The organism is Brevundimonas sp. FG8 (assembly GCF_057808845.1).
Genome location: NZ_JBMDIU010000001.1, coordinates 708,877 through 731,950 on the forward strand (window position 1 = coordinate 708,877; position 23,074 = coordinate 731,950).

Annotated in this window: 12 protein-coding genes; 6 read left to right on the top strand and 6 right to left on the bottom strand. The window is 68.6% G+C overall.

All coding sequences use genetic code 11. The annotated features are described in order from the left end of the window. Nucleotides 1-194: 194 nt before the first annotated feature. The gene (locus ACODRV_RS03335) at nucleotides 195-5,783 is read left to right on the top strand and encodes a Calx-beta domain-containing protein (protein WP_488907405.1); all 5,589 of its coding nucleotides are present in this window, start codon (nucleotides 195-197) and stop codon (nucleotides 5,781-5,783) included. 24 nt (nucleotides 5,784-5,807) lie between these two features. Here ACODRV_RS03335 and cysC read toward each other — a convergent pair whose 3' ends face one another. Together cysC and cysD are read right to left on the bottom strand one after the other, a co-directional pair. Next, complete coding sequence (cysC, locus tag ACODRV_RS03340) at nucleotides 5,808-7,580, bottom strand: adenylyl-sulfate kinase (RefSeq protein ID WP_488907406.1); 1,773 nt, start codon at nucleotides 7,578-7,580, stop codon at nucleotides 5,808-5,810. Continuing rightward, on the bottom strand, nucleotides 7,580-8,476 hold the full coding sequence (cysD, locus tag ACODRV_RS03345) for a sulfate adenylyltransferase subunit CysD (RefSeq protein ID WP_488907449.1): 897 nt from the start codon (nucleotides 8,474-8,476) through the stop codon (nucleotides 7,580-7,582). The genes cysC and cysD overlap by 1 nt, the downstream gene beginning before the upstream one ends. Nucleotides 8,477-8,558: 82 nt before the next feature. Between cysD and ACODRV_RS03350 the strand changes: the two genes are divergently transcribed. After that, nucleotides 8,559-9,464, top strand: a complete 906-nt coding sequence (locus ACODRV_RS03350) for an ROK family protein (protein ID WP_488907407.1) — start codon at nucleotides 8,559-8,561, stop codon at nucleotides 9,462-9,464. Here ACODRV_RS03350 and ACODRV_RS03355 read toward each other — a convergent pair. Both ACODRV_RS03355 and ACODRV_RS03360 read right to left on the bottom strand, forming a co-directional pair. Next, a complete protein-coding gene (locus ACODRV_RS03355) occupies nucleotides 9,461-10,798 on the bottom strand; it encodes a sigma-54-dependent transcriptional regulator (protein WP_141626199.1) in 1,338 nt (445 codons plus the stop codon). The two genes, ACODRV_RS03350 and ACODRV_RS03355, sit on opposite strands and share 4 nt — an antisense overlap. Next, complete coding sequence (locus ACODRV_RS03360) at nucleotides 10,795-12,609, bottom strand: sensor histidine kinase (RefSeq protein ID WP_488907408.1); 1,815 nt, start codon at nucleotides 12,607-12,609, stop codon at nucleotides 10,795-10,797. The genes ACODRV_RS03355 and ACODRV_RS03360 overlap by 4 nt, the downstream gene beginning before the upstream one ends. 245 nt (nucleotides 12,610-12,854) lie before the next feature. On the opposite strand from ACODRV_RS03360, the gene ACODRV_RS03365 reads away from it, so the two are divergent. From ACODRV_RS03365 to thrC, 4 genes are all read left to right on the top strand, one after another. Continuing rightward, nucleotides 12,855-14,204, top strand: a complete 1,350-nt coding sequence (locus tag ACODRV_RS03365; RefSeq protein ID WP_141628245.1) for a dicarboxylate/amino acid:cation symporter — start codon at nucleotides 12,855-12,857, stop codon at nucleotides 14,202-14,204. 33 nt (nucleotides 14,205-14,237) lie between these two features. Beyond that, entirely contained in the window at nucleotides 14,238-17,330 is a 3,093-nt protein-coding gene (locus tag ACODRV_RS03370; RefSeq protein WP_488907409.1) for a TonB-dependent receptor plug domain-containing protein, read from the top strand. A gap of 74 nt (nucleotides 17,331-17,404) precedes the next feature. Beyond that, nucleotides 17,405-18,712 (top strand): alpha/beta hydrolase, encoded by a 1,308-nt coding sequence (locus ACODRV_RS03375; RefSeq protein ID WP_141626202.1) that lies wholly within the window; start codon nucleotides 17,405-17,407, stop codon nucleotides 18,710-18,712. A gap of 40 nt (nucleotides 18,713-18,752) precedes the next feature. Beyond that, the gene (gene thrC, locus ACODRV_RS03380) at nucleotides 18,753-20,123 is read left to right on the top strand and encodes a threonine synthase (RefSeq protein WP_488907410.1); all 1,371 of its coding nucleotides are present in this window, start codon (nucleotides 18,753-18,755) and stop codon (nucleotides 20,121-20,123) included. On the opposite strand, the gene ACODRV_RS03385 is transcribed toward thrC, so the two are convergent. Both ACODRV_RS03385 and ACODRV_RS03390 read right to left on the bottom strand, forming a co-directional pair. Next, nucleotides 20,120-21,070 carry a homoserine kinase gene (locus ACODRV_RS03385; protein WP_488907411.1) on the bottom strand — a complete coding sequence of 317 codons (951 nt, stop codon included), beginning with the start codon at nucleotides 21,068-21,070 and terminating at the stop codon, nucleotides 20,120-20,122. The two genes, thrC and ACODRV_RS03385, sit on opposite strands and share 4 nt — an antisense overlap. 2 nt (nucleotides 21,071-21,072) lie before the next feature. After that, entirely contained in the window at nucleotides 21,073-22,812 is a 1,740-nt protein-coding gene (locus ACODRV_RS03390) for an amino acid kinase family protein (protein WP_488907412.1), read from the bottom strand. Between the last annotated feature and the right edge of the window lie 262 nt (nucleotides 22,813-23,074).

Here is a 23,074-nt window from a genome sequence, read left to right on the forward strand (position 1 = left end):
CTGAGGTCGTTCATGTAGTTGGCGGTTTCGTGACGGTTTTAAGTCTTAAGAAAGTCTTGAAATCCAATGGGTCGCCAGTAAAAACTTGGTCTCAAGGGGGGATGGTCGCCACAATTGAAATGTGGTCCGGCCCCGGAGCATTTGCACCGGGCGACCTCTCCGCGCCCGGCTTCTGAACAGACCGAGGACGCATCATGACCCTGGCCGCCGGCGATATCGCGATCATTTCGATGAACGCGGACACCACCAAGACGTTCGCATTCGTCGTTCTGGTCGACATCGCGCCGGGGGAGGTGATCAAGTTCACCGACAACGGCTGGCTGAGCACCGGAAGTTTCCGGACCGGCGAGGGCACGATTACCTGGACGGCCCCGGCGGGCGGCGTCGCGCGCGGCACGGTCATCACCATCGACACGACCTCGACCGTCTCGACGGTGAACGTCGGCACGGTCAGCGATAGCGGCGACGTCAACTTCGCCACCAGCGGCGACCAGATCCTGGCCTATCAGGGCGCGGATAACAGCCCGACCTTCCTGTACGCGGTGAACAACGAGGCGACCGGCTGGCAGACGACGGCGACCAACACCAACACCTCGGCCCTGCCGCCGGGGCTGGTGGAGGGCACGACCGCCATCGCCCTGAACGAGATCGACAACGCCGCCTATTCGGGCAGCGTGTCCGGCACGCGCGCCGAACTGCTGGCCCTGATCGGCAACCAGAGCAACTGGGCCGTGAGCGACACCGTCAACCAGACGCCTCCGGGCAGCTTCAGCGTCGGCGGCAGCATGGCCTTCTCGATCGGCGATGCGAGCGTGACCGAGGGCGACGCCGGAACGGTGACGATGACCTTCACCGTCACCCGCACCAACGGGACGGGCGCCGCGACGGTGGACTGGGCGACCTCGGACGGCACGGCGACGGCGGGGGCGGACTATGTGGCGGGCTCGGGCACGGTGAGCTTCGCCGACGGCCAGACCAGCGCGACCATCACCGTGACGGTGAACGGCGACACGGCGGTCGAGGGCGACGAGACCCTGAACATCACCCTGACCAACCCGTCGACCGGCACCATCGCCGACGGCGCGGGCGAGGGCACGATCAACAATGACGACGTCCCCGCCGGGTCGGTGACGCCCTTCATCAATGAATTCCACTACGACAACGCCGGCACCGACACCAACGAGTTCATCGAGATCGCGGGCAGCGCGGGCACCAACCTGAGCGGCTGGGCGCTGGTCCTGTACAACGGTGGCAACGGCCAGTCGTATTCGACGATCAACCTGTCGGGCACCTTCGCCGACATGCAGAACGGCATGGGCGTGCTGAGCTTCGCGGCCACGGGCATCCAGAACGGTTCGCCGGACGGCATCGCGCTGGTGAACGTCGCGACCGGACAGGTGGTCGAGTTCATCAGCTACGAAGGCGTGATGACCGCCACCAACGGCCCGGCCGCCGGCATGACCAGCGTCGATGTGGGCGCGGGCGTGGAAGAGCCCGGCGACGCCAACGGCACCTCGATCAGCCGCGTCGGCATCGGCGGACAGGACAACTTCACCTGGCAGGTGGTCACGGGCGGCGACACCGCCGGTGCGATCAACACCGGCCAGACCTTCACCCCGGTGGTGTCGGTGGGTGACGCCACCGTCGCCGAGGGCGACAACGGTACGAGCCTGATCACCTTCACCGTGACCCGCACGACCGCGGACGGCGCGGCGACCGTGGACTGGTCGACGCAGGACCCGATCCCCGGGAACGGCACGGACGCCAACGCCGGCGAGGACTATGGCCGCGCCAACGGCACGGTGACCTTCGCTGACGGCGAGTTGACCGCGACCTTCACCGTGACGGTCTTCGGCGATGTGACCCCTGAACTGACCGAGCATTTCGAAGTCCAGCTGTCGAACCCGACCGGCGGTCTGGTGATCGGCGACGGCGTCGGCATCGGCGCCATCACCAACGATGACGCGACCCCGCCGACGGTGTCGGTCGCCGATGTGTCGGTGGTCGAGGGCGACAGCGGCACGGTCACCCTGACCTTCACCATCACCCGCGCGGGCGGCACGGGCGCCTTCAGCGTCGATTACGCCACGCTGGACGGCACGGCGACGGCCGGCGAGGACTATGCCGCCGCCTCGGGCACGCTGAGCTTCGCGGACGGCCAGATGACCCAGACGGTGACGATCACCGTCAACGGCGACACCGCCTCGGAAGCCACCGAGCGGTTCACCCTGAACCTGTCGAACGCGACCAATGACGCGGTCATCACCGACGGCGCGGCGACGGGCGTGATCACCAACGACGACCTGACCGCCATCTATACGATCCAGGGCGCGGGCCACATCTCGACCTATGTCGGCGAGGAAGTGACCACGACCGGCATCGTGACCGCCATCGACAACAACGGCTTCTACATCCAGGACCCGAACGGCGACGGCGACCGTCGCACCTCGGACGCCATCTTCGTTTCGACCGGCACGGCGCCCACGGGCATCGTGATCGGCAGCGCCGTGACCGTGTCGGGCGTGGTGCAGGAGTCCATCGGCGCGGCGGGCAACCTGAGCACCACCCAGATCGCGGCGGGCGTGAACGGTCTGAACTACGCCGCCAACGGCACCGGCACGGTGCAGATGACCTACATCGGCAACGGCGTGGGCGAGTACCAGGCGCCGACGGCGCTGGTCGACGACGACAACTTCACCTCGTTCGACCCGGAGACGGACGCCATCGACTTCTACGAGTCGATGGAAGGCATGCTGGTCACCGTGCGCGACGCGCAGGCGGTGTCGGACACGGCCTCGGGCTCGACCTACGTCGTGGCCAACTCGGGGGCGAACGCCACCGGGATGAACGACCGGGGCGGCATCACCAACTCGGCCGGCGACTTCAACCCTGAAGCCCTGATCATCTACGACGACTCAACCATCTCGGGCGCCTATTCGCCGAACCACACGGTCGGCGACCGGCTGGGCGATGTGAGCGGAGTCATCAGCTACTTCGGCGGCGAATACGAGCTGATCGTGCGCGACCCGGTGACGGTCGTGCAGGACGTGACCGCCACGGCCGAGACCACCGATCTGGTGCAGGCCGACACGGGCGCCAACGAGCACCTGACCATCGCAAGCTACAACGTCGAGAACCTGGACCCGGGCGACGGCGCGCGGATCACCGAGCTGGCGCTGGACATCGTCAACAACATGGGCACGCCGGACATCATCGGCCTGATCGAGGTGCAGGACGGCAACGACGGCACCCTGTCGGGGCAGGCGTCGGCGCAGGCCCTGATCAACCAGATCGTCGCCAACGGCGGCCCTACCTACGTGTACGTCGAGGTTCCGCCCGCGTCGGAAGGCTCGTCCGGCGGTGAGGCCGGCGGCAACATCCGCAACGGCTTCCTCTACAACCCGGACCGCGTGGACTACGTCAACGGTTCGGCGGTGGCCCTGCTGGACCCGGCCTTCACCGGCAGCCGCAAGCCGCTGTCGGCCCAGTTCGAGTTCAACGGCGAGATCATCACCGCCCTGTCGATCCACTCGACCTCGCGCATCGGCTCGGACCCCTACATGGGTTCGACCCAGCCGCCCGCGAACGCCGGTGAAGGCGGTCGTCTGGCCCAGTCGCAGGCCATCGAGGCCTATCTGGACAATCTGCGTCTGGTCGATCCGAATGCGCACATCGTGGTGTCGGGCGACTTCAACGCCTTCTATTTCGAGCAGTCGGTCTCGTTGCTGGAAGACGGCGGCCTGAACAATCTGTGGAGCCTGCTGCCGGAAGAGGAGCGCTACTCCTACGTCTTCGGCGGCAACTCGCAGACGCTGGACCACATGCTGGTCTCGGGTTCGCTGATGAACGGCGCCCAGTTCGACGGGGTGCACATCAACACCTTCATGGCCGATCAGGCGAGCGACCACGACGCCCTGCTGGCGCAACTGGTCGTGGTCGGGGCGGGCAACAACCTCGTCACCGGCACGGCGGGCGCCGACACCATGGCCGCGCTGGCCGGTAACGACACCTATGTCGTCAACCATGTCGGCGACGTGGTGACCGAAGCCGGGAACGCCGGTACGGACACGGTCCGGGCCTCGATCTCCTACGCCCTGACCGCCAACGTCGAGAACCTGGTCCTGACCGGAACGGCGCTGAACGGCACGGGCAACGCCCTGAACAATATCATCACCGGCAACGTCGGGAACAACGTCCTTAACGGCGGCGACGGCGACGACCTGCTGGTCGGTCTGGACGGGGTGAACAGCCTGATCGGCGGCGCGGGCGTCGACACCATCAGCTATGCGCTGGCGACGGCCGGGGTCGATGTGCGCCTGAACGGCAACGTCACCCGCGACAACGGCATGGGCGGCACGGACACCCTGTCGGGCATCGAGAACGTGACCGGGTCGGACCACAACGACACCCTGATCGGTTCGAGCCTGAACAACGTCCTCGCCGGCGGTCTGGGGCGGGACGTCCTGCTGGGTCTGGCGGGCAATGACACCCTGATCGGCGGCGACGGCGTGGCCAACGAACTGTACGGCGGCGCGGGCGACGACCTGTATGTCGTCACCACCCAGGACTCGATCGTGGAACTGGCGGGCGAGGGCGTCGACACCGTCCAGACCAACCTGACCAGCCTGACCCTGAGCGCCAACGTCGAGAACCTGACCTATACGGGCTCGGCGGCGTTCAACGGCGTAGGCAACGCGTCGGACAACACGATCCGCGGTGGCGTGGGCGCTGACATCCTGAACGGGGCGGACGGCAATGACGTGCTGGCCGGCGGCGCCGGGGCGGACATTCTGGTCGGCGGCGCCGGGTCGGACACGGCGGACTATTCGGGTTCGACCGGCGCTGTCAGCGTCCGTCTGGCCGGTCAGTTCGCCTTCGACGACGGCTTCGGCGCGCGTGATGTCTATTCGTCGGTCGAGAACGCCACGGGCTCGGCCTTCGACGACCTGCTGTTCGGCTCGTCGGGCGACAACGTCCTGAACGGCGGTCTGGGCGCGGATACCCTGCTGGGGCTGGACGGCAACGACACCCTGATCGGCGGTGATGGCGCGGCCAACACCCTGCAGGGCGGTCTGGGCGACGACATCTATGTCGTCACCGCCAACGACACCGTGACCGAGTTTGTCGGCGAGGGTATCGATACCGTCCGCACCAACCACGGCAGCTATGCCCTGGGCCCAAACCTTGAAAACCTCGAGTACATCGGGTCGGGCGCCTTCCAGGGTACGGGCAACGGCCTGAACAACGTCATCATCGGCGGCGCGGGCAACGACTTCCTGATCGGCGGCGGCGGCAATGACACCCTCAACGGCGGCCTCGGCTCCGACACGGTGGTGCTGCGCGGCGTCGCGGACGAGTATCAGGTCACCCATCTGGGCGGCGACAGCTATCAGGTGGTGGACACGGTCAACGGCCGCGACGGCACGACCATCGTGACGGGGGTCGAGCAGCTCCAGTTCTCGAACATCACCGCCTTCCTGTCGCCCATCTCGTTCCCGGCCCTGTCGGACAAGGCGGACGCAGGGCCGCAGGTGCAGCCGACGCCGGCGGACGACGACTTCCTGCCGGTGGGCGGCAAGGCCGCGGGCGAGCCGCTGGTCCTGCCGGGCTCGGACGACCTGTATGTCTTCGACAAGCACGCCGGAGACGCGCTGGTGCTGCCGGGCGTCGATGATGCGGGCGGACCGGACTTCAGGGTCGTGTCCGATCTGTCGACCTGGAACACCCACGGCGATCACAGCCTGCTGCTGCCGAACCCGGCGGACGAGCTGCTGGGCGCCTGAATCCGGATGTGAGGCGCAGGGGTGTCAGCGCCCCTGCCGGCTCCGGATCAGGTCCATGATGAGATCGGCCGCCTGTTCGCAGGAGCAGGCGGTCGTATCAATCCGGAGGTCCGGCGCTGTCGGCGGCTCATAGGGGCTATCGATGCCGGTGAAGTTGGCCAGACGGCCCGCGCGGGCCCGGGCGTAGAGACCCTTCACGTCGCGCGACTCGACGACGGCCAGCGGTGCGTCGATGTGGATTTCCAGAAACTCGCCGGGCGCCATCAGGCCGCGCGCCATCTCCCGTTCGGCGCGGAAGGGGGAGATGAAAGCCACCAGAACGATCAGGCCCGCGTCGGTCATCAGCCGGGCGACCTCGGCCACGCGGCGGATGTTCTCGACGCGGTCGGCGGCGGTGAAGCCCAGATCGCGGTTCAGCCCGCCCCTGACGTTGTCGCCGTCCAGCAGGGTGGAGTGCAGGCCCGCCGCGAACAGGCGCTGTTCGACCCGGTCGGCGATGGTTGACTTGCCGGCGCCGGACAGGCCTGTGAACCAGAGGACCAGCGGGTGCTGACCCTTGAGGACGGCGCGGTCCTGACGGCTGACGGAAAGGGGCTGAGGCCGGATGTTGGTCGCGCGGCGCAGGGCGAAGCGGATCATGCCCGCGCCCGCCGTGGCCGAGGTCATCCGGTCGATCAGGATGAAGCCGCCGAGGTCGCGATTCCGGGCATAGGGCTCGAACGGGACCGGGGCATCGAGCGACAGGGTGACGAGGCCGATGTCGTTCAGATCCAGGGTGCGGGCGGCCAGAGCCTCTCCGGTGTCGGGATCGACGCGGTGTCTGATCTCCATGACGCGGGCGGGGACGGTGGCGGTCCCGATCTTCAGGTCATGGGTCCGGCCGGGCAGAAGGGGCTGGTCCGACATCCAGACCAGATGGGCCTCGAACTGATCGGCGACGGCGGGCGGGGCGTCGGGCGAGACCAGCCAGTCGCCGCGCGAGACCTCGACGGGGCGGTCCAGCGTCAGGCTGACGGACGGGCCCGCGCCGGTGACGGTGGCGATGACGGCCTCGGCGCCCGAGGGCAGGACGCGAACGGGATCGCCGGGGCGGACGGCGCCGGCGGCGATCCGGCCCGCGAAGCTGCGGTGCTCGCCGTGACGAATGACAGTCTGGACCGGAAGGCGAAAGGGGCTGTCAGTGACGGCGGGGAGGGGCGTGGCCGCCAGCCACTCCGACAGCAGAGGCCCGTCATGCCAGGACAGGGCCGGGTCACGACGGGTGACGCCCGCGCCGGTCAGGGCGCTGAGCGGAACGGCGGTGAGATCGGTCAGAGCGAGCGACGAGGCGAAGGCGCGGAACTCACTCTCGATCCGGTGGAAGGGGGACGAGGCGTGATCGACCAGATCCATCTTGTTGACCGCCAGCAGGACGCGGCGGACGCCCATCAGGGCCAGCAGGCGAAGATGACGACGGGTCTGGGGCTGGAGCGTCTTGCGGGCATCAACCAGCACGACAGCGACATCGGCGGTGGAGGCGGCGGTGGCCATGTTGCGGGTGTACTGCTCATGACCCGGGGCGTCGGCGAGGATGAAGCGGCGACCGTCAAGGTCGAACGGGCGGTGGGCCACATCAATGGTGACACCCTGTTCCTGCTCGGCGGCGAGGCCGTCGAGCAGGTGGGACAGGTCCGGGGCGGGGCCGAGGGCGGCGAGTTGGTCCGCAGGGACGGCGCCCGTGTCGTGGAGCAGCCGACCGATCAGGGTCGACTTGCCGTCATCGACCGAGCCGCAGGCGATCAGGCGAACCGGCCGCATCAGAAATAGCCCTCGCGCTTCCGGCGCTCCATGGCGGCGGGAGCGTCAAGGTCGATGGCGCGTCCCTGACGTTCGGAGTTCGGCGCGGCGGCGAGCTCGGCGATGACGGCGTCCGGATCAGCGGCCTCGCTCTCGACCGCGCCAGTCAGGGGCCAGCAGCCGAGGGTGCGGAAGCGGACCTGCCGGATCGTCGGGACTTCGCCCGGACGCGGCGGGAGGCGCGGATGGGCGAGGATCAGGACGCCGTTCCGTTCGACCACGGGACGGTCGGCGGCGAAGTAGAGGTCCGGGACGGCGATCCCCTCGCGCCGGATGTAGCGCCAGACATCCAGCTCGGTCCAGTTGGACAGCGGGAAGACGCGCAGGGACTGACCGTCGCTGAGGCGGGTGTTGTAGAGACTCCAGAGCTCGGGCCGCTGGGCGCGCGGGTTCCAGCCGTGGGCGGCGCCGCGGACAGAGACGATACGCTCCTTGGCCCGGCTGGCTTCCTCGTCCCGACGGGCGCCGCCGAAGGCCGCGTCGAAGCGACCCGCATCCAGCGCCTGCTTCAGACCCTGGGTCTTCCACAGGTCGGTGTGAACCGCCGCGCCGTGATCGAAGGGATTGATCCCGGCGGCATGGGCTTCCGGGTTGCGATGGATGATCAGGTCCAGCCCCGCCGTCGCGGCGTCACGGAAGGCGTACAGTTCGTCGAACTTCCAGGTTGTGTCGACGTGCAGGAGGGGAAAGGGCGGCGGTGCGGGATGGAAGGCCTTGCGCGCCAGATGCAGCAGGACGGCGGAGTCCTTGCCTGCCGAGAACAGCAGGACAGGGCGGGCGACGCCCGCGACCGTCTCGCGGATGATGTGGACGGCCTCGGCCTCCAGCCAGTCGAGAACGTCGTCCTGCAGTCTCATGGGATACCAGTGCAGGTGGAATCGCCCGGCGCCAAGAGCGCGGGGCATGGCGCCGCGTGATCTGACGCGGCAGGGTGCCGTCATGAATACGGGAATCGCTTCTCCGCTGATCGCGGGCGTCGAACTGGGCGGCACGAAATGTGTCTGCGTGCTTGCGTCCGGGCCGGACGACATCCGCGATGAGGTGCGCCTGCCGACGACAACGCCGGAGGAGACCCTGGGCGCGATCCGGGCGGTGCTGGAGCGCTGGGCCGCGGGGCCGGGCTTCGCCGCCATCGGTCTGGCCAGCTTCGGGCCGGTGGAGCTGGACCCGAAGTCGGACAAGTACGGGCACATCACCGAGACGACCAAGCTGGCCTGGCGCTGGGCCAGCCTGAATGTGCTGCATGAGGGCTTCGGCGTGCCGGTGGCGCTGGATACGGACGTGAACGGCGCGGCGCTGGCCGAGGGGCGCTGGGGCGCGGCGCGGGGGCTGGACAGCCATGCCTATGCAACCGTCGGCACCGGGATCGGTGTCGGCGTGGTAGTCAACGGCCGGACCGTGCGCGGGCTGGGCCATCCGGAACTGGGGCATCTGAAGGTCGGCCGTCTTCCGGGCGATCAGTGGCCGGGCGTCTGCGCCTATCACGGCGACTGCGTTGAGGGGCTGGCGTCGGGACCGGCGGTCGAGGCGCGGGCGGGCAAGCCCGGTGTCGAGGTGACGCCGGACGATCCGGCCTGGGACATGGTCGTGCATGCGCTGGCCGGGATGCTGCACAATCTGGTGCTGACCGCCTGTCCTCAGCGGGTGCTGATCGGCGGTGGCGTGGCGGACGGCCAGCCCTGGCTGTTCGAGCGTCTGCGCGCCGCGCTGGTGGAAAGCCTCGCGGGCTACGGCGTGGCGGGCGCCATCGCGGCGGACGTGGAGGCCTACCTTCAGCCGCCGGGGCTGGGGCCGAAGGCCGGTCCGATGGGCGCGATCGCGGTGGGTTTGACGGCGCTGGGTTAGCGCCGCCGATGCTCGGACGGCTGGATGCCGTGGCGGGCCATCTTGTCGTAGAGGGTCTTGCGCGGGATCTGCAGGGTCTCCGTGACCCGACGGATATCGCCGCCGTGGGCGGTCAGGGCCTCGCGGATCAGTTCAGCCTCATAGTCCTGAACCTGTTTTGACAGGCTGCGGTCCGTCTCCAGCCGTTCGGCCGGGGCGGCGATGCCGACGGCGACTTCGCTGGCGTAGTTGGACAGTTCCCGCAGGTTGCCCGGCCAGTCGTGTTCCAGCAGGCGGCGGCGGATGGCGTGGTCGATGGACGGAATGGGGCGTCCCAGACGACGGGCGGCGCGGTCGAGGAAGCGGGCGAACAGGACCGGCACGTCTTCGCGGCGCTCGCGCAGGGGCGGGATACGGACGCGCACCACGTTGAGGCGGTAGAACAGGTCTTCGCGCAGGTCGCTCCGCGCGACGGCCTCGGCCGGGTCGGACTTGGTGGCGGCGAGGATGCGCAGGTCCAGCGCGTGGGCTTCGGCCGCGCCCAGCGGCATGACCTCGCGCTCCTCCAGCACCCGCAGGAGGAGGAGTTGGGCTGCGCGGGGGGCCAGGTCGATCTCGTCGAGGAACAGGCTGCCCTGATGCGACTGCTCGATCTGGCCCTCGCGGCGACGCAGGGCGCCGGGAAAGGCGCCGGCGGCATGGCCGACCAGCTGGCTCTCAAGACCCTCGTCGCGAAGGGTGGCGCAGGAGACGGGCACGAAGGGTTTGAGCCGACGGCGTCCGGCGTTGTGGATGGCGCGCGCGACGGCCTCCTTGCCGGCTCCGGTCTCGCCCTCGATCAGGACATCGACCTCGGCGTCCGAGAGGCGCTGGATGGCGGCGCGGAGGGCCGTGACGGCGCGGCTTTCTCCGCTGAGCGGGATCGACCATTCGTCCTCGACGGCGAGAGCGGCGAGGCGGCGGTTGTCCAGCACCAGCGCGCGCTTCTCCAGAGCCCGGTGGAGGGTCTCCAGCAGGCGTTCCGGGGCGAAGGGCTTGGCCAGAAAATCATAGGCGCCGCGCTTCATCACATCGACGGCCTCGGCGATGTCGCCGTGACCGGTCATGACGACGACCGGCAGGTCCGGATCAACAATGGCGAGACGGTCGATCACCTGACGTCCGTCCAGACCGGGCATGCGGAGGTCGGTGACCACCACGCCGTCGAAGCGGCCGTCCAGCGCCTTCAGCGCGGCGTCGCCGGAGGCGAACTCCGACACCGACAGGCCCGCCAGCGACAGGCGCTCGGACAGGGCGGACCGGAAGGCGTCATCGTCCTCGATCAGGGCGATGCGGTTACAGGGCTGGAAACTCATTCGGCCTTCGCCAGTACGATCTTGAAGACGGCGCCTTCGGATTTGGGAGAGGGGGCGTGGAGCAGCTCGCCGCCGAAGCCGGCGACGATGTCCCGGCTGATGACGAGGCCGAGGCCCAGCCCGTCGCGCTTGTCGGTGGTGAAGGGGGTGAACAGGCGCTCGCGAACCTCCGCCGAAACGCCCGGGCCGTTGTCGGCCACCTTGATCGTCACCTTGCCGGAGCGGACGGAGACGGCGATCTCGATGACCGGGGCGGCGACGCCGTCGAGCGCCTGAATGGCGTTCTGGAGCAGATTCAGCACGACCTGTTCAAGACGGTTACGTTCGGCCAGCACTTCAAGACCCTCCGGCGCGCGGGTGCGCTTCAGGGTGACGCCCTGTTCGCGCAGACGGGGGCTGACCAGCAGCAGGGCGCCGTCGATGGCGGCGTCAACGCCGACAGCCACCGTTCCGGAGCGGGTCTTGCGGGAGAAGGCGCGCAGTTCGTCGGTGATGGCGCCGACCCGCTGGGTCAGGTCGTTGATCCGGGTCAGGGAGCGGCCCGCCGCCTCGGCGTCCTGGCGATCCAGATAGACGGCGGCGGTGTCGGCGTGGGTGCGGATGGCGGCGAGCGGCTGGTTGATCTCGTGCGCGACCCCGGCGGCGATCTGGCCCAGGGTGGCGAGCTTGTTGGCCTGAATGAGTTCATCCTGAAGGTCCTGACGGCCCTTTTCCAGACGCCGCCGCTCCTCGATCTCGCGGTTGAGCTGATCGTTGGCGGCGCGGAGTTCTGCAGTGCGGGCGTCGACGGTGCGCTCCAGCACGATCCGGGCGGCCTCGTCCTCCGCCGAACGGGCGCGGGCGCGCTGGCGGCGGCGCAGCAGAACGCCCGTCAGGCCCGCCAGCAGGGTGACGCTGAGAAGGGCCAGAACTCTCGCGCTGACCACGGCCCGGGTGACGCCGTTCCCGGCCGGGGAGAGAAGGTGGAGCCGCCAGCCCATCTCGGGGACCGGAACGGAGGTTCGGGCGTAGAGATCGGGAGGAGTGTCTTGCGACAGGCGGATCATGCCCGGCTGGAGCGCCTCGAAGGGCAGGGCGGACAGGTCCACGCGTCCGGCGGTCTGGTCCACTTCCAGCCGGTGACGGCGATCGGCGGGCAGGGCGCCGGTCGTATGGAAGCGCCACTCCGGTACGGTGGTGATCAGGACGACGCCGTCGCCGTCGGTGACATAGGTCGGTTCACCCGACCTGCGCCAGTCGGCCTCCAGCGTATCGAACTCCAGCTTGGCGACGACGACGCCCAGCGGACGACCGTCGGCGGCTTCGACCCGGCGGGCGAGATACAGGCCCGGGCGTCCGCTGACGGTGCCGAGGGCGAACAGGCTGGCCTGCCCGTCGCGCATGGCCTCGGAATAGTAGGGGCGGAAACGATAGTCCGAACCGACGAAACTGATCGGCTGGTTCCAGTTGCTGGCGGCGAGGGCCAGGCCGCGCGCATCCAGCGCATAGATGACCGCCGCGCGGGTCTCGCGGGCCAGCCCTTCGAGCTTGCGGTTCAGGCGATCCACCCCGGCGGGGGACGGGGTGGCGAGAACCGATTGCAGGTCCGGGTCCTGGGCCAGGACCATGGGCAGGGAGCGGTGCCGCTCAAGCTCACTGCGCAGGACGGCGGCGTGCAGGGCGGTGGCGGTTGAGGATTGGTCGAGCGCCTCAGCCCGCGCCTCGCGCCGGGCGAACTCTCCGGCGAGCAGCGTTACGACCCCGGCGACAATCAGCCAGAACAGCGCGAAAAGGCGCCACTGACCCTGTGCGGAATCGAGAAAACGGGGCATCGGGAGAGTAATGCGGGATTTCGCACACAAGTCCAGAAATGATGTGCGGAAATCCGCCCAGTTTTGAGTTTTTGCACCCGCGAAATCGGGAATAAATCAAGTAATGTCAGTGTGATGATGGATTTCGGCCTTCCGCTTGCGAGGTCGGACCGGGGCTTTCGATAATAGCTCCACGTCACCGCATCAGACGGTGAACCAATCCGGGACCGGCAAGCGGTCTCACTCGGGAGGGTCTTTTGATCCAGATTGCATCCACGCCGGAGGCGGGCGCCGTGCGCAAGCCCTGGTACCGTAGCCTGTATGTGCTCGTCCTCGGCGCCATCATCGCCGGCGGATTGATCGGCCATTTCTGGCCCGAGCTGGGCAAGGACCTTAAGCCGCTCGGCGACGCCTTCATCAAGCTGGTGAAGATGATCATCGCTCCGGTGATCTTCCTGACGATTTCAACCGGCATCGCCGGGATGAGCGACCTGAAACGCGTCGGCCGGGTGGCCGGCAAGGCCTTCGCCTACTTCTTCGTCTTCTCGACCCTGGCCCTGATCATCGGTCTGGTGATCGCCAATGTCGTGCGTCCCGGCCATGGGCTGAACATCGACCCGGCGACCCTCGATGCGGGTTCGGTCGCGCAATATGCGCAGGCCGCCCATGAATCGACCATCGTCGGCTTCCTGACCGGGATCATCCCGACGACGCTGGTGAGCGCCTTTGTCGAGGGCAACATCCTGCAGACCCTGTTCGTGTCGATCCTGTTCGGCCTGTCGCTGGCCATCGTCGGCGCGCCGGCCCAGCCGGTGGTGCGGGCGCTGGAGTCGCTGAGTCAGGTGATCTTCCGTCTGGTCGCCATCCTGATGAAGGCCGCGCCCATCGGCGCCTTCGGGGCCTTCGCCTTCACGATCGGGGCCTATGGCCTCGCGTCGATCGCAAACCTGATCGCGCTGATCGCCACCTTCTACCTGACGGCCCTCGTCTTCGTGCTGGGCGTGCTGGGGCTGGTGGCCCGCGCCAACGGCTTCTCGATCTTCAAGCTGATCGGCTACCTGAAGGAAGAGCTGCTGCTGGTGCTGGGCACCTCGTCTTCCGAGGCGGCCCTGCCCAGCCTGATGCAGAAGATGGAGAAGGCCGGGGCGCCGAAGTCCGTGGTCGGACTGGTCGTACCGACGGGCTATTCGTTCAATCTGGACGGCACCAACATCTACATGACGCTGGCGGCGCTGTTCATCGCCCAGGCCATGAACATCGAACTGAGCCTGCAACAACAGATCCTGCTGCTTCTGGTCGCCATGCTCAGCTCCAAGGGCGCGGCGGGGATCACCGGCGCCGGCTTCATCACCCTGGCGGCGACGCTGGCCGTGGTGCCCGCGGTGCCGGTTGCGGGCATGGCCCTGATCCTCGGCATCGACCGCTTCATGAGCGAGTGCCGGGCGCTGACCAACTTCATCGGAAACGCGGTGGCGACCCTGGTCGTCGCGCGCTGGGAGGGCGAACTGGATCGCGATGCGCTCCATGCCGCCCTTGGATCAAAGCCGGGGGCGCTCGCCGCGTCGCCTGATCCGGCCGCAGGGCCGGGAGACAAGGAAACCCTGACAGCCGACTGAAGAAACGGCGGGGGTTAAAAGGGAGGAACGGGAATGAAGTCGAGATACAGAAGCGCGCTGCTGGGCGGCGCGGCGGTGCTGACGCTGCTGGCCGCGGGCGCCGCGGCTGCGCAGGAGGCGCCGCCGGTCGAAACCGCGCCCGAACAGGACGCGTCCCAGGACGGGGCGGCCCAACTGGGCGACGTCGTGGTCGTGGGATCGCAAATCCGCGGCGCCTCGACCACCAACGCCCTGCCGGTCGTGGTGGTCGATCAGGAGCAGATCGACAGCGTCGGCGCGGTGTCGGGTGACGACCTGCTGCGGTCGATCCCGCAGATGGGCGACGTGCTGTTCGACAGCGCCAACAACCCGCAGACCTCCAACTCGGCGCGCGGCGACGTGAACTCGGTCAACCTTCGCTCGCTGGGGGTCGGCAACACCCTGGTGCTGGTGAACGGGCGTCGCGTGGTGCAGCACCCGACCAGCCAGGGCACGTCGGACACCGGCACGGTGCCGGTGCTGAGCTACAACTCCAACGCCATTCCGGTCGCCGGACTTGAGCGGGTCGAGGTGCTGCTGGACGGCGCGGCGGCCATCTACGGCGCCGACGCCGTGGCGGGCGTGGTCAACACCGTGCTGCAGGACGACTTCGACGGTTTCACCTTCGAGAGCCGCTACGGCGGCGCCGAGGGCACGAGCATGCGCGAGCTCGATCTCAACGTTTTCGCCGGCAAGAATTTCGACCGCGGAAATGTCTCGCTGTTCGCCAACTATTCCAGTCGCACCAAGCTGATGGCCGATGAGCAGGACTTCACCTTCAGCGACGACATGCGGCCCTTCTTCTCGGGCTTCCCGGGCTACGAGACCTCGACCGTGCCGGACGGTCGTTCGTCGCACACGACCTGGGCGGCGCTGACGATCGCGCCCGTGACGACGGCGACCCGCCCGCGCTCCAACGGCACGGTCGTGACGACCGCCGCCGGCGCCTTCCACTATCAACCGGAGAGCTTCGGCTGCGTCGGCGCCGATCTGGGCGACATCTGTCTGGTCAGCGGCGCGGCGGCCTACAACGGGGTGAACCGCGAGATGCGGTTTGATACCCGCAAGGGCACGACGGTGCGCCCGTCCGTCGAGCGGGCCAACATCTTCCTGACCGGCCACTACGATCTGACGGACAACCTGACCGCCTTCGGCGAGCTGTCCTTCTATGCGGCTGAAAGTAATGCGATCCAGCCGCCGGTGGTCAATCTGAACGGTCTGTGGATTCCGGCGACCAACTACTGGAACCCGTTCGGTCCGACTATGATGAACGGGGCGCCGAACCCGAACCGCCTGCCCAACCTGACCAATGTTCCGGCCTCGGGGCTGGCGGTGCGTCTGGGCAACTACCGGTTCGCGGACACGGGCTTCCAGGAGGTGAAGGTCAAGAACTATCAGTCGCGCTTCCTGGCTGGCCTGCGTGGTGAATGGCGCGGGTTCGACTGGGAGGGCGCGCTTCTTTACTCCGAGGCCGAGGCCGAGGACATTTCGCCCAACATCAACATGACGGCCTTGCAGGCCCAGCTGGCCCTGTCGACGCCCGACGCCTACAACCCGTTCAACGGCGGGTGTGTGGATACGCCGAGCTACAATGACTGCACGCCGTCGTCGCAGGCGGCCATCGACGCCATCGTGTTCGACATGCGTCGCGTCTCGCGCACCACGCTGGCGCTGGCCGACTTCAAGATGTCGCGGAGCGACCTGTTCGAACTGCCGGGCGGCCCGGTAGGCGTGGCGATGGGCGTCGAATTCCGTCGTGAAACCCAGAGCGACGACCGCGACGAGAACGTGGACGGCACCTTCACCTTCGTCGACATGGTGACGGGCGAGGTCAATCCGTCGAATGTTTCGGCGGTCAGTCCCAACCCGGACAGCAAGGGTGACCGCACTGTGGCGGGCGCCTTCGTCGAGTTCGCCATTCCGGTCATCTCGCCGGAGATGAACATCCCGCTGGTGCAGAGCATCGACGTTCAGCTGGCGGGTCGCTTCGAGGACTATTCGGACTTCGGCTCGGTCGGGAAGCCCAAGATCGCCCTCGCTTGGGATATCGTGGAAGGCCTGCGGTTCCGGGCCTCGTATTCGGAAGGCTTCCGCGCGCCGAACCTAGAACAGGTGAACGCAACCCAGTACGCCCGTCTGGCCAGCGCCCCGGACTTCATCCGCTGTGAAGCGGACATCCGCAACGGCACCATCGCCAACATGACCCAGTGCACCCGCACGGCCAGCGTCTCGCTGCAGATCGCGGGCAACCCCGACCTGAAGCCCGAGGAGAGCACCAATCAGTCCTATGGTCTGGTCTTCCAGCCGACCTTCCTTCCGGAAGTGCTGGGCGACTTCACCTTCACGGTGGATCGCTGGAAGATCGAGCAGGAGCAGATCGTCGGACTGCTGGGCGCCCAGACCGCGCTGGCGTTGGAGTATCTGAACCGGGTGCAGGGCGGGACCAATCCGAATGTGGTCCGTGCGACCCCGACGCAGGACGACATCGATCTGTTCGACGGCACCGGCCTGACGGCGGTGGGGACGGCGCAAACTATCAGCGACCGGTTCATCAACCTGCTGCCGCAAACGGCGGAAGGGCTGGACCTCGGCTTCACCTGGGCCAAGCGTCGGACCGAGTGGGGGACCTTCATCTTCCGCGCCAACGCCCAGCAGTTGCTGAAGTTCTCGCGCGCGCCGGGGGATATCGTGGACTCGCTGTACGCCGCGCGTGAGGCGGGGATCATCGACTCCCTGACTCCGCTGCCGGACTCCAGCCAGCTGATCGCCCAGAACGGCCGCCCCGAGTGGAAGGTCAACGCCAGCTTCACCTGGCGGCACGGCCCGTGGCGGGTGGGCGCCTCGACCCAGTACGTCAGCGAGGTGTTCCAGACGAGCCTGCTGAGCTCGACCGGTCAGGCGTGGAAGGTCACCGACCAGATGACGCTGAACCTGTACGGCCAGTACGCCTTCGACGAGCGTTTCGGCGCCGCCTCGGGGACGGATCTGCGTATCGGCGTCCGCGATCTGACGGATGAAGGTCCGTCGCTGGCGGACGGTGGTTATCTCGGTTCAGTGCAGCGCCCGTATGGCCGCTACTGGTACGTCGACATCTCGAAGACGTTCTGAGACTGAACCGGGCTGAACCGGCGCGGATCGTGCCTCCCCCGATCCGCGCCGGATTTCCTTTGATGAGGGTTCCGATGAAACGACTGGCCGCTCTGTTCGGGGGCCTGATGCTGGCGACGCCCGGCCTCGCTGTGGCGCAAGGTGCGGCATCGACCCCGTCGCCGCTCGAAGCGGTGGAACCGACGCCGATCAACTGTCCGGCCTCCGTGGGGCGGGAGGTGCGTTGCCTTTCAGGCCGGGACGTCAACGGCGCCTGGTACATCATCGCCATGCCGACGACGTGGAACCGCAAGTTGATCGTCCACGCCCACGGCGGTCCGCGCACCGGCGAGCCCGAAGCTCCGGACTCGCTGGAGGACCTGGACCGGTTCTCGGTGATGGTGAAGCAGGGTTACGCCTGGATCGGCTCGACCTATCGCCGGGGCGGGTACGGCGTGCGCATGGCCGCCGAGGACGCGGACAACAGCCGCAAGATCTTCTGGGCGCGCTTCGGCCGTCCGGCCCGGACCATCCTTCACGGCCAGTCGTGGGGCGGGAACGTCGCGGCGAAGGCGGCGGAGCTTTACGCCCTCGATATCGAGGGGCGACCCAACTACGATGGCGTCCTGCTGACCAACGGCGTGCTGATGGGCGGGACGAAGGCCTATCAGTTCCGGGCCGATTTGCGGGCGGTCTACCAGTTCTACTGCGGAAACCATCCCGCGCGGCAGGACGGCGCCTATCCGGTCTGGCAGGGGCTGCCCGCAAACGCGACGATGACGCGGGCGGAACTGCGGCGGCGGATCGTGGAGTGCACCGGCGTGGGCTTGTCGCAGCGGGACCGGCGCGCGGACCAGACCCGCAGGCTGCGCGACATCCTCGCCGTGACCGGAATCGAGGAGGACGAGCTGATCGCCCACATGACCTGGTCGACCTTCCTGTTCCAGGATCTGGTGCAGAGGCGGCTGGGCGGATTGAATCCTTTCGACAACAGCCGGACCGTGTACAGCGGCTCTTCCGACGACGCGGCGCTGAACGCGGGCGTGGAGCGGTTCACGGCGGACCCGACGGCTGTTGCAAGACTGGCCTATGACGCTGATCTGTCGGGGCTTATCGTGGCGCCGACGGTGACGATCCATGCGCGCTACGATCCGACGGTGACCTGGCTGGCGGATGCTGAGTACGCCCGAACGGTGGCGGCGGCGGGGCGCTCGCATCTGCTGGCGCAGGCGCTGACGGACGAGAACCAGCACAGCAGGCTTCAGGACGGCGGCTATCTGACCACGCTGGACGCGCTCGAGCGCTGGCTGGATACCGGACAGCGTCCTGATCCCGCGACCTTCCAGCAACGGTGTCTGACGCTCGCGTCCGCATCAGCCTGCCGCTTCCTTCCAGCGGGTTGACACTCATTGACGGCGGCGATCCGGTCGCCGACGAAAGGGGATGACCTCCCCGTCCTATGTCAGCACCCGTGGCCGTTCCCAGCTCGTCGATTTCGCCGGGACCGTGATCAACGGCATCGCGCCGGACGGCGGCCTGTTCGCGCCCGCGACCTGGCCGAAGCTGTCGCTGGACGATCTGATCGCGGGCGGCGCGGACTATGCGACGCTGGCCGAGCGGCTGCTGACGCCGTTCGTCGGCGAGGGGCTTCCGGCGGGGGCGCTGGCGGCGGCGACGCGGCGGGTGCAGGAGCGTTTCCTGCATCCCGACGTGGTCCCGCTGGTCGAGCTGGAGCCCGGCCTGCATGTGCTGGAGCTGTTCCACGGGCCGACGGCGGCGTTCAAGGACCTGGCCATGCAACTGGTGGCCGGGATGGCCGAGAGCCTGCTGGCGAACACGGGCGAACGCCTGCTGCTGCTGACCGCCACCAGCGGGGACACCGGCGCGGCGGCGGTGAAGGCCTTCGCGGGCGCGGACCGGATTGATCTGGTGGTGCTGCACCCGCTGGGCCGGGTGTCGCCGATGCAGCGGCTGCAGATGACGACAACCGGTGCGCCGAACGTGCTGAACCTGGCGGTGCGCGGTGACTTTGACGACTGCCAACGGCTGGTGAAAGCCCTGTTGGGCGCCCCGGCGTTGAAGGCGAACCGGCGGGTCAGCTCGGTCAACTCGATCAACTGGGCCCGGCTGTCAGGGCAGGCGCCCTATTACGCGGCGACGGCGGCGAAGCTGGCGGAGCCCGCGACCTATGTGGTGCCCACCGGAAACTTCGGCGACGCCTTCGCGGGCTGGGTGGCGCGCCAATGCGGCCTGCCGATCGGCGATCTGGTGGCGGCGACGAACCGGAATGACGCGCTGGTGCGGGCGCTACATACGGGAGTTTATGAGCGGACGCAGGCCGAGCCGACGGCCAGCGTCAGCATGGATGTTCAGGCGCCCTCGAACTTCGAGCGGCTGGTGTTCGAGGCGACGGGGCGGGATGCGGACCTGACGCGGGGGCTGTTCGAGGACTTCAACAGGGCAGGCCACGTGACCCTGCCGGGCGACGTGCTGGCGGCCCTGCGGCGCGAGGTGTCGGCGGTCTCGGTCAGCGAGGCGGAGACGGTGGCCGAGATGCAGCGGACCTGGCGCGAGAACGGGCGGGTGATCTGTCCGCACACGGCGGTGGCGCTGCATGCGGCGCGGCGGGTCGAACGGACAGGGCCTGTCGTCGCCCTGTCGACCGCGCACCCGGCGAAATTCCCCGACAGCGTTGAGGCGGCGCTGGGCTTCGCGCCTGAGCGTCCGCCGCAACTGCAAGGGCTGGAGGGCAAGACCGAGCAGTTCGAGACGGTGGACGCGACGCTTGAGGCGGTGCTGGCCGCGATCGGTTAAGCCGCCAGCGCGGCCTGTTCGGTCCACCAGTCCAGCCGTCTCAGGAAGGGGGTCGGGTCCTTGGGCGTCACCAGACGCGTGGGATCATGGAACAGCCGGTCGTGCAGCCGCGTCAGGGTGAAGCGGACTGCGGCGACGGCGCCAAGCGCGGGCAGGGCGGCGCGTTCGGCCACCGAGAGCGGGCGCACGGACTCATAGCCTGAGCGGAAGGCGGCCAGAGCGGCGGGCAGGGGCAGGCCGTCGGCGTCGAAGCCCCAGGCCGAAAGGGCGATGGCCAGATCGTAGGCGAGGGCGTCGGTGCAGCCGAAATAGAAGTCGATCAGCCCGCTGGGGGCGTCTTCGTCGAACAGCAGGTTGTCGGGGAAGTAGTCGGCGTGGATCGGACCACGCGGCAGCCCGGCGGCGGGATCGCCGCTCGCGCCGCTGACCCACGGCGCCATCCGGCCCAGCAGCAGGCGGTCGTCGGCATCAGCACGGGTCAGGCAGCGGTCGAACAGGGCTCGGCGGGCGGCGGGCCCGACCGGGTTGGCGCGCTCCAGCGGGAAGTCGACCGCCGCGAGGTGCAGGCGCGCCAGCAGGGCGCCGGCCGCGTGCTGATGCTCCAGCGAGGGCTCACGCTTCCAGGCCCCCGGCAGCCATTCGAGGATTGCGGCGGGGCGACCGTTGAGTTCGCCGACGGCCTGCCCCTGATCATCGAGCACGGCGCGGGCGCAGGGCAGGCCCTTGTCGGCGGCGTGGGCGGTCAGGCCGAGACAGAAGGGCAGGGAGGCGGCGTCCGTGCGACCCTCGAACAGGGTCAGGACATACCGACCCCGGTCGGTGTCGATGCGGTAGTTGGTGTTCTCCACCCCTTCGGCGATGGGCGTGAGCGACCGCAGGGCGCCCAGCCCATAGCGGCTAATGAAGGGCTCGGCGTCGGCCTCCTCGACGGGGGTGAAGACGGCCATGGTCAGACGGCCTTCGACAGGCGGGCGGCGGCGAGGTCGGACAGGTCGGCCAGCAGGCTTTCCGCCGTGGCCCAGCGACCGGCGCCGCGGCCGCGACGGCGCACGACCGATCCGTCCTGCGAGATGACCTTCAAGGCGTTGCCCTCTCCCTTCAGCTCCGCGAACAGCGGGTCCAGCGCGCCCGAGACCAGACGGACGGCGGCGACCAGCTTGCCGTCTTTCAGCTCGCAGCGACAGAGCTGACGCGAACCGGCGGGCGGCAGGGCGGCGGGGTCCAGAACATCGCGATGAATGGCGACGTCGTCCGGCATCACGCCGAAGGCTTCGAACGAGAGCAGGCGGACCTTGGCGAGGGCGTCGAGGCCTTGCAGATCGGAGGACGGGTCTTCCTCGGCGAAACCGGCGGCGCGGGCTTCGGACAGGGCCTGATCGAAGGCGGCGCCTTCGCCGAGACGGGCGAGCATGAAGTTGACGGTGCCGTTCAGCACGGCCTCGAAGGCGACGACCGGAGCCTCGTCCCGGGCAGCGCGCACGGCCTCGACCATGGGCACGCCGCCACCGACCGAGGCGGACCAGAGCAGTTTCGCGTCGTTGCGAGCCGCCAGTTCGAGCAGGCCGTCCGGATCGGCGCTGACCGCCTGTTTGTTGGCCGTGGCGACATAGACACCGCGCGACAGGGCGGCGGCGATGACATCGTAGCCGGCCTTCGCCTCCGACAGGGCCTCGAGCACAAGATCGGGGTCCCGCTCCAGCAAGGCGACGGGGGTGGACACGAGCAGCGGGGCGAGCTGGGCATCAGATGCGCCGGGGACATCGCGGGGTTTGGACGGATCGCGGACGAGGACGCCGACGACCTCGACGCGGGGATCGACCAGCAGGCGGGCCAGTGCGCCGCCGCCGACCACGCCGCAGCCGGCGACGGCCACACGAAGACGACGGTGGGCGGGCGCGGGCTTCGGCGGGGCGCCGACCGGGCCGACGACCGTGCGGTGGCCGTCGAGGTAGTTGCGGACCTCGACCTTCAGCTTGCGGGCCTCGGCGAGATCGAGCGCGTCCGGCTGGACGAGGCCGCCGCCCAGCGCCTTGGCCTCGGCCCAGCTGGCCTGATCATAGCGGCGGGCGTCGGGATGGACGTTGGGGTCGCGGTCGTAGAGGCCGTCGACGTCCTTCACCAGCTGGACGCTGTCGAGCTCAAGTTCGGCGGCGAGGAAGAGGGCCGTCAGGTCCGATCCGCCACGGCCCAGCAGGACGACCTGCCCTTCGGGCGAGACAGCGCCGAAGCCGGGGACGACCACCACTTCATGCTTCAGCAGGGCGCGGTCGAGGGCGGCGCGGTCCAGCGACAGCGGGCGGGCGTGCTCGCAGGGGCCATCGGCGACGAGGCCCAGCTCCCGGACCGTCAGGGTGGCGGCGCTGAGACCGACGCGATCGCAGGCCAGGGCGACCAGGGCGGCGGAGCGTTCCTCACCCTGAACCACGTAGGCAGGCAGCAGGCTGTTGTCGTGGGCGAGACCGAGGGCGCGGGCCTCGGCGAGCAGGCGGTCCGTTTCACCGGCGAGCGCCGAGACGACGGCGACCACGCGTCGGCCCCGTCGGACTTCGGCGTAGATGTCGGAGGCGACCTTGGGCGCGTCGGCGGGATCGACCAGCACGGAGCTGCCGAACTTCATCACGACCACCTCGGGCGAGGCGGCGGGGAGGGCGGGTACGGGGCGTTCGAGGACGGCGAGTTGGGCGTTCATCGGAGGGGCTTTCGAGGAGAGGGGAGGAAAAGAAAAACCCCGCCCGGAGCGATCCGGGCGGGGTTGGGTTTTTGCGTTCCTGAGCTTTGGTGCGCGCTAACCGTTCCCCGCCGGAGCGGTGATGGTGGTGGTGCCGGTCATACCAATGACGCGCGCGGTCGCGCCGCCGCACGAGGCGGTCGAGGCGATGGCGATGCGGGCGTCGAGGCGGTTCACGGCGGACCTGCTCAGTTCAAGTTCAGAACGGAGGCTGACGGACAAT

Excerpts from the sequence above, each read along its gene's own strand:
- thrC (WP_488907410.1), top strand. The coding sequence starts at position 18,753 with ATGACCTCCCCGTCCTATGTCAGCACCCGTGGCCGTTCCCAGCTCGTC.
- ACODRV_RS03375 (WP_141626202.1), top strand. The coding sequence starts at position 17,405 with ATGAAACGACTGGCCGCTCTGTTCGGGGGCCTGATGCTGGCGACGCCC.
- ACODRV_RS03335 (WP_488907405.1), top strand. The coding sequence starts at position 195 with ATGACCCTGGCCGCCGGCGATATCGCGATCATTTCGATGAACGCGGAC.
- ACODRV_RS03360 (WP_488907408.1), bottom strand. The coding sequence starts at position 12,609 with ATGCCCCGTTTTCTCGATTCCGCACAGGGTCAGTGGCGCCTTTTCGCG.
- ACODRV_RS03385 (WP_488907411.1), bottom strand. The coding sequence starts at position 21,070 with ATGGCCGTCTTCACCCCCGTCGAGGAGGCCGACGCCGAGCCCTTCATT.
- ACODRV_RS03355 (WP_141626199.1), bottom strand. The coding sequence starts at position 10,798 with ATGAGTTTCCAGCCCTGTAACCGCATCGCCCTGATCGAGGACGATGAC.
- ACODRV_RS03390 (WP_488907412.1), bottom strand. The coding sequence starts at position 22,812 with ATGAACGCCCAACTCGCCGTCCTCGAACGCCCCGTACCCGCCCTCCCC.
- ACODRV_RS03370 (WP_488907409.1), top strand. The coding sequence starts at position 14,238 with ATGAAGTCGAGATACAGAAGCGCGCTGCTGGGCGGCGCGGCGGTGCTG.
- cysC (WP_488907406.1), bottom strand. The coding sequence starts at position 7,580 with ATGCGGCCGGTTCGCCTGATCGCCTGCGGCTCGGTCGATGACGGCAAG.
- ACODRV_RS03350 (WP_488907407.1), top strand. The coding sequence starts at position 8,559 with ATGAATACGGGAATCGCTTCTCCGCTGATCGCGGGCGTCGAACTGGGC.
- cysD (WP_488907449.1), bottom strand. The coding sequence starts at position 8,476 with ATGAGACTGCAGGACGACGTTCTCGACTGGCTGGAGGCCGAGGCCGTC.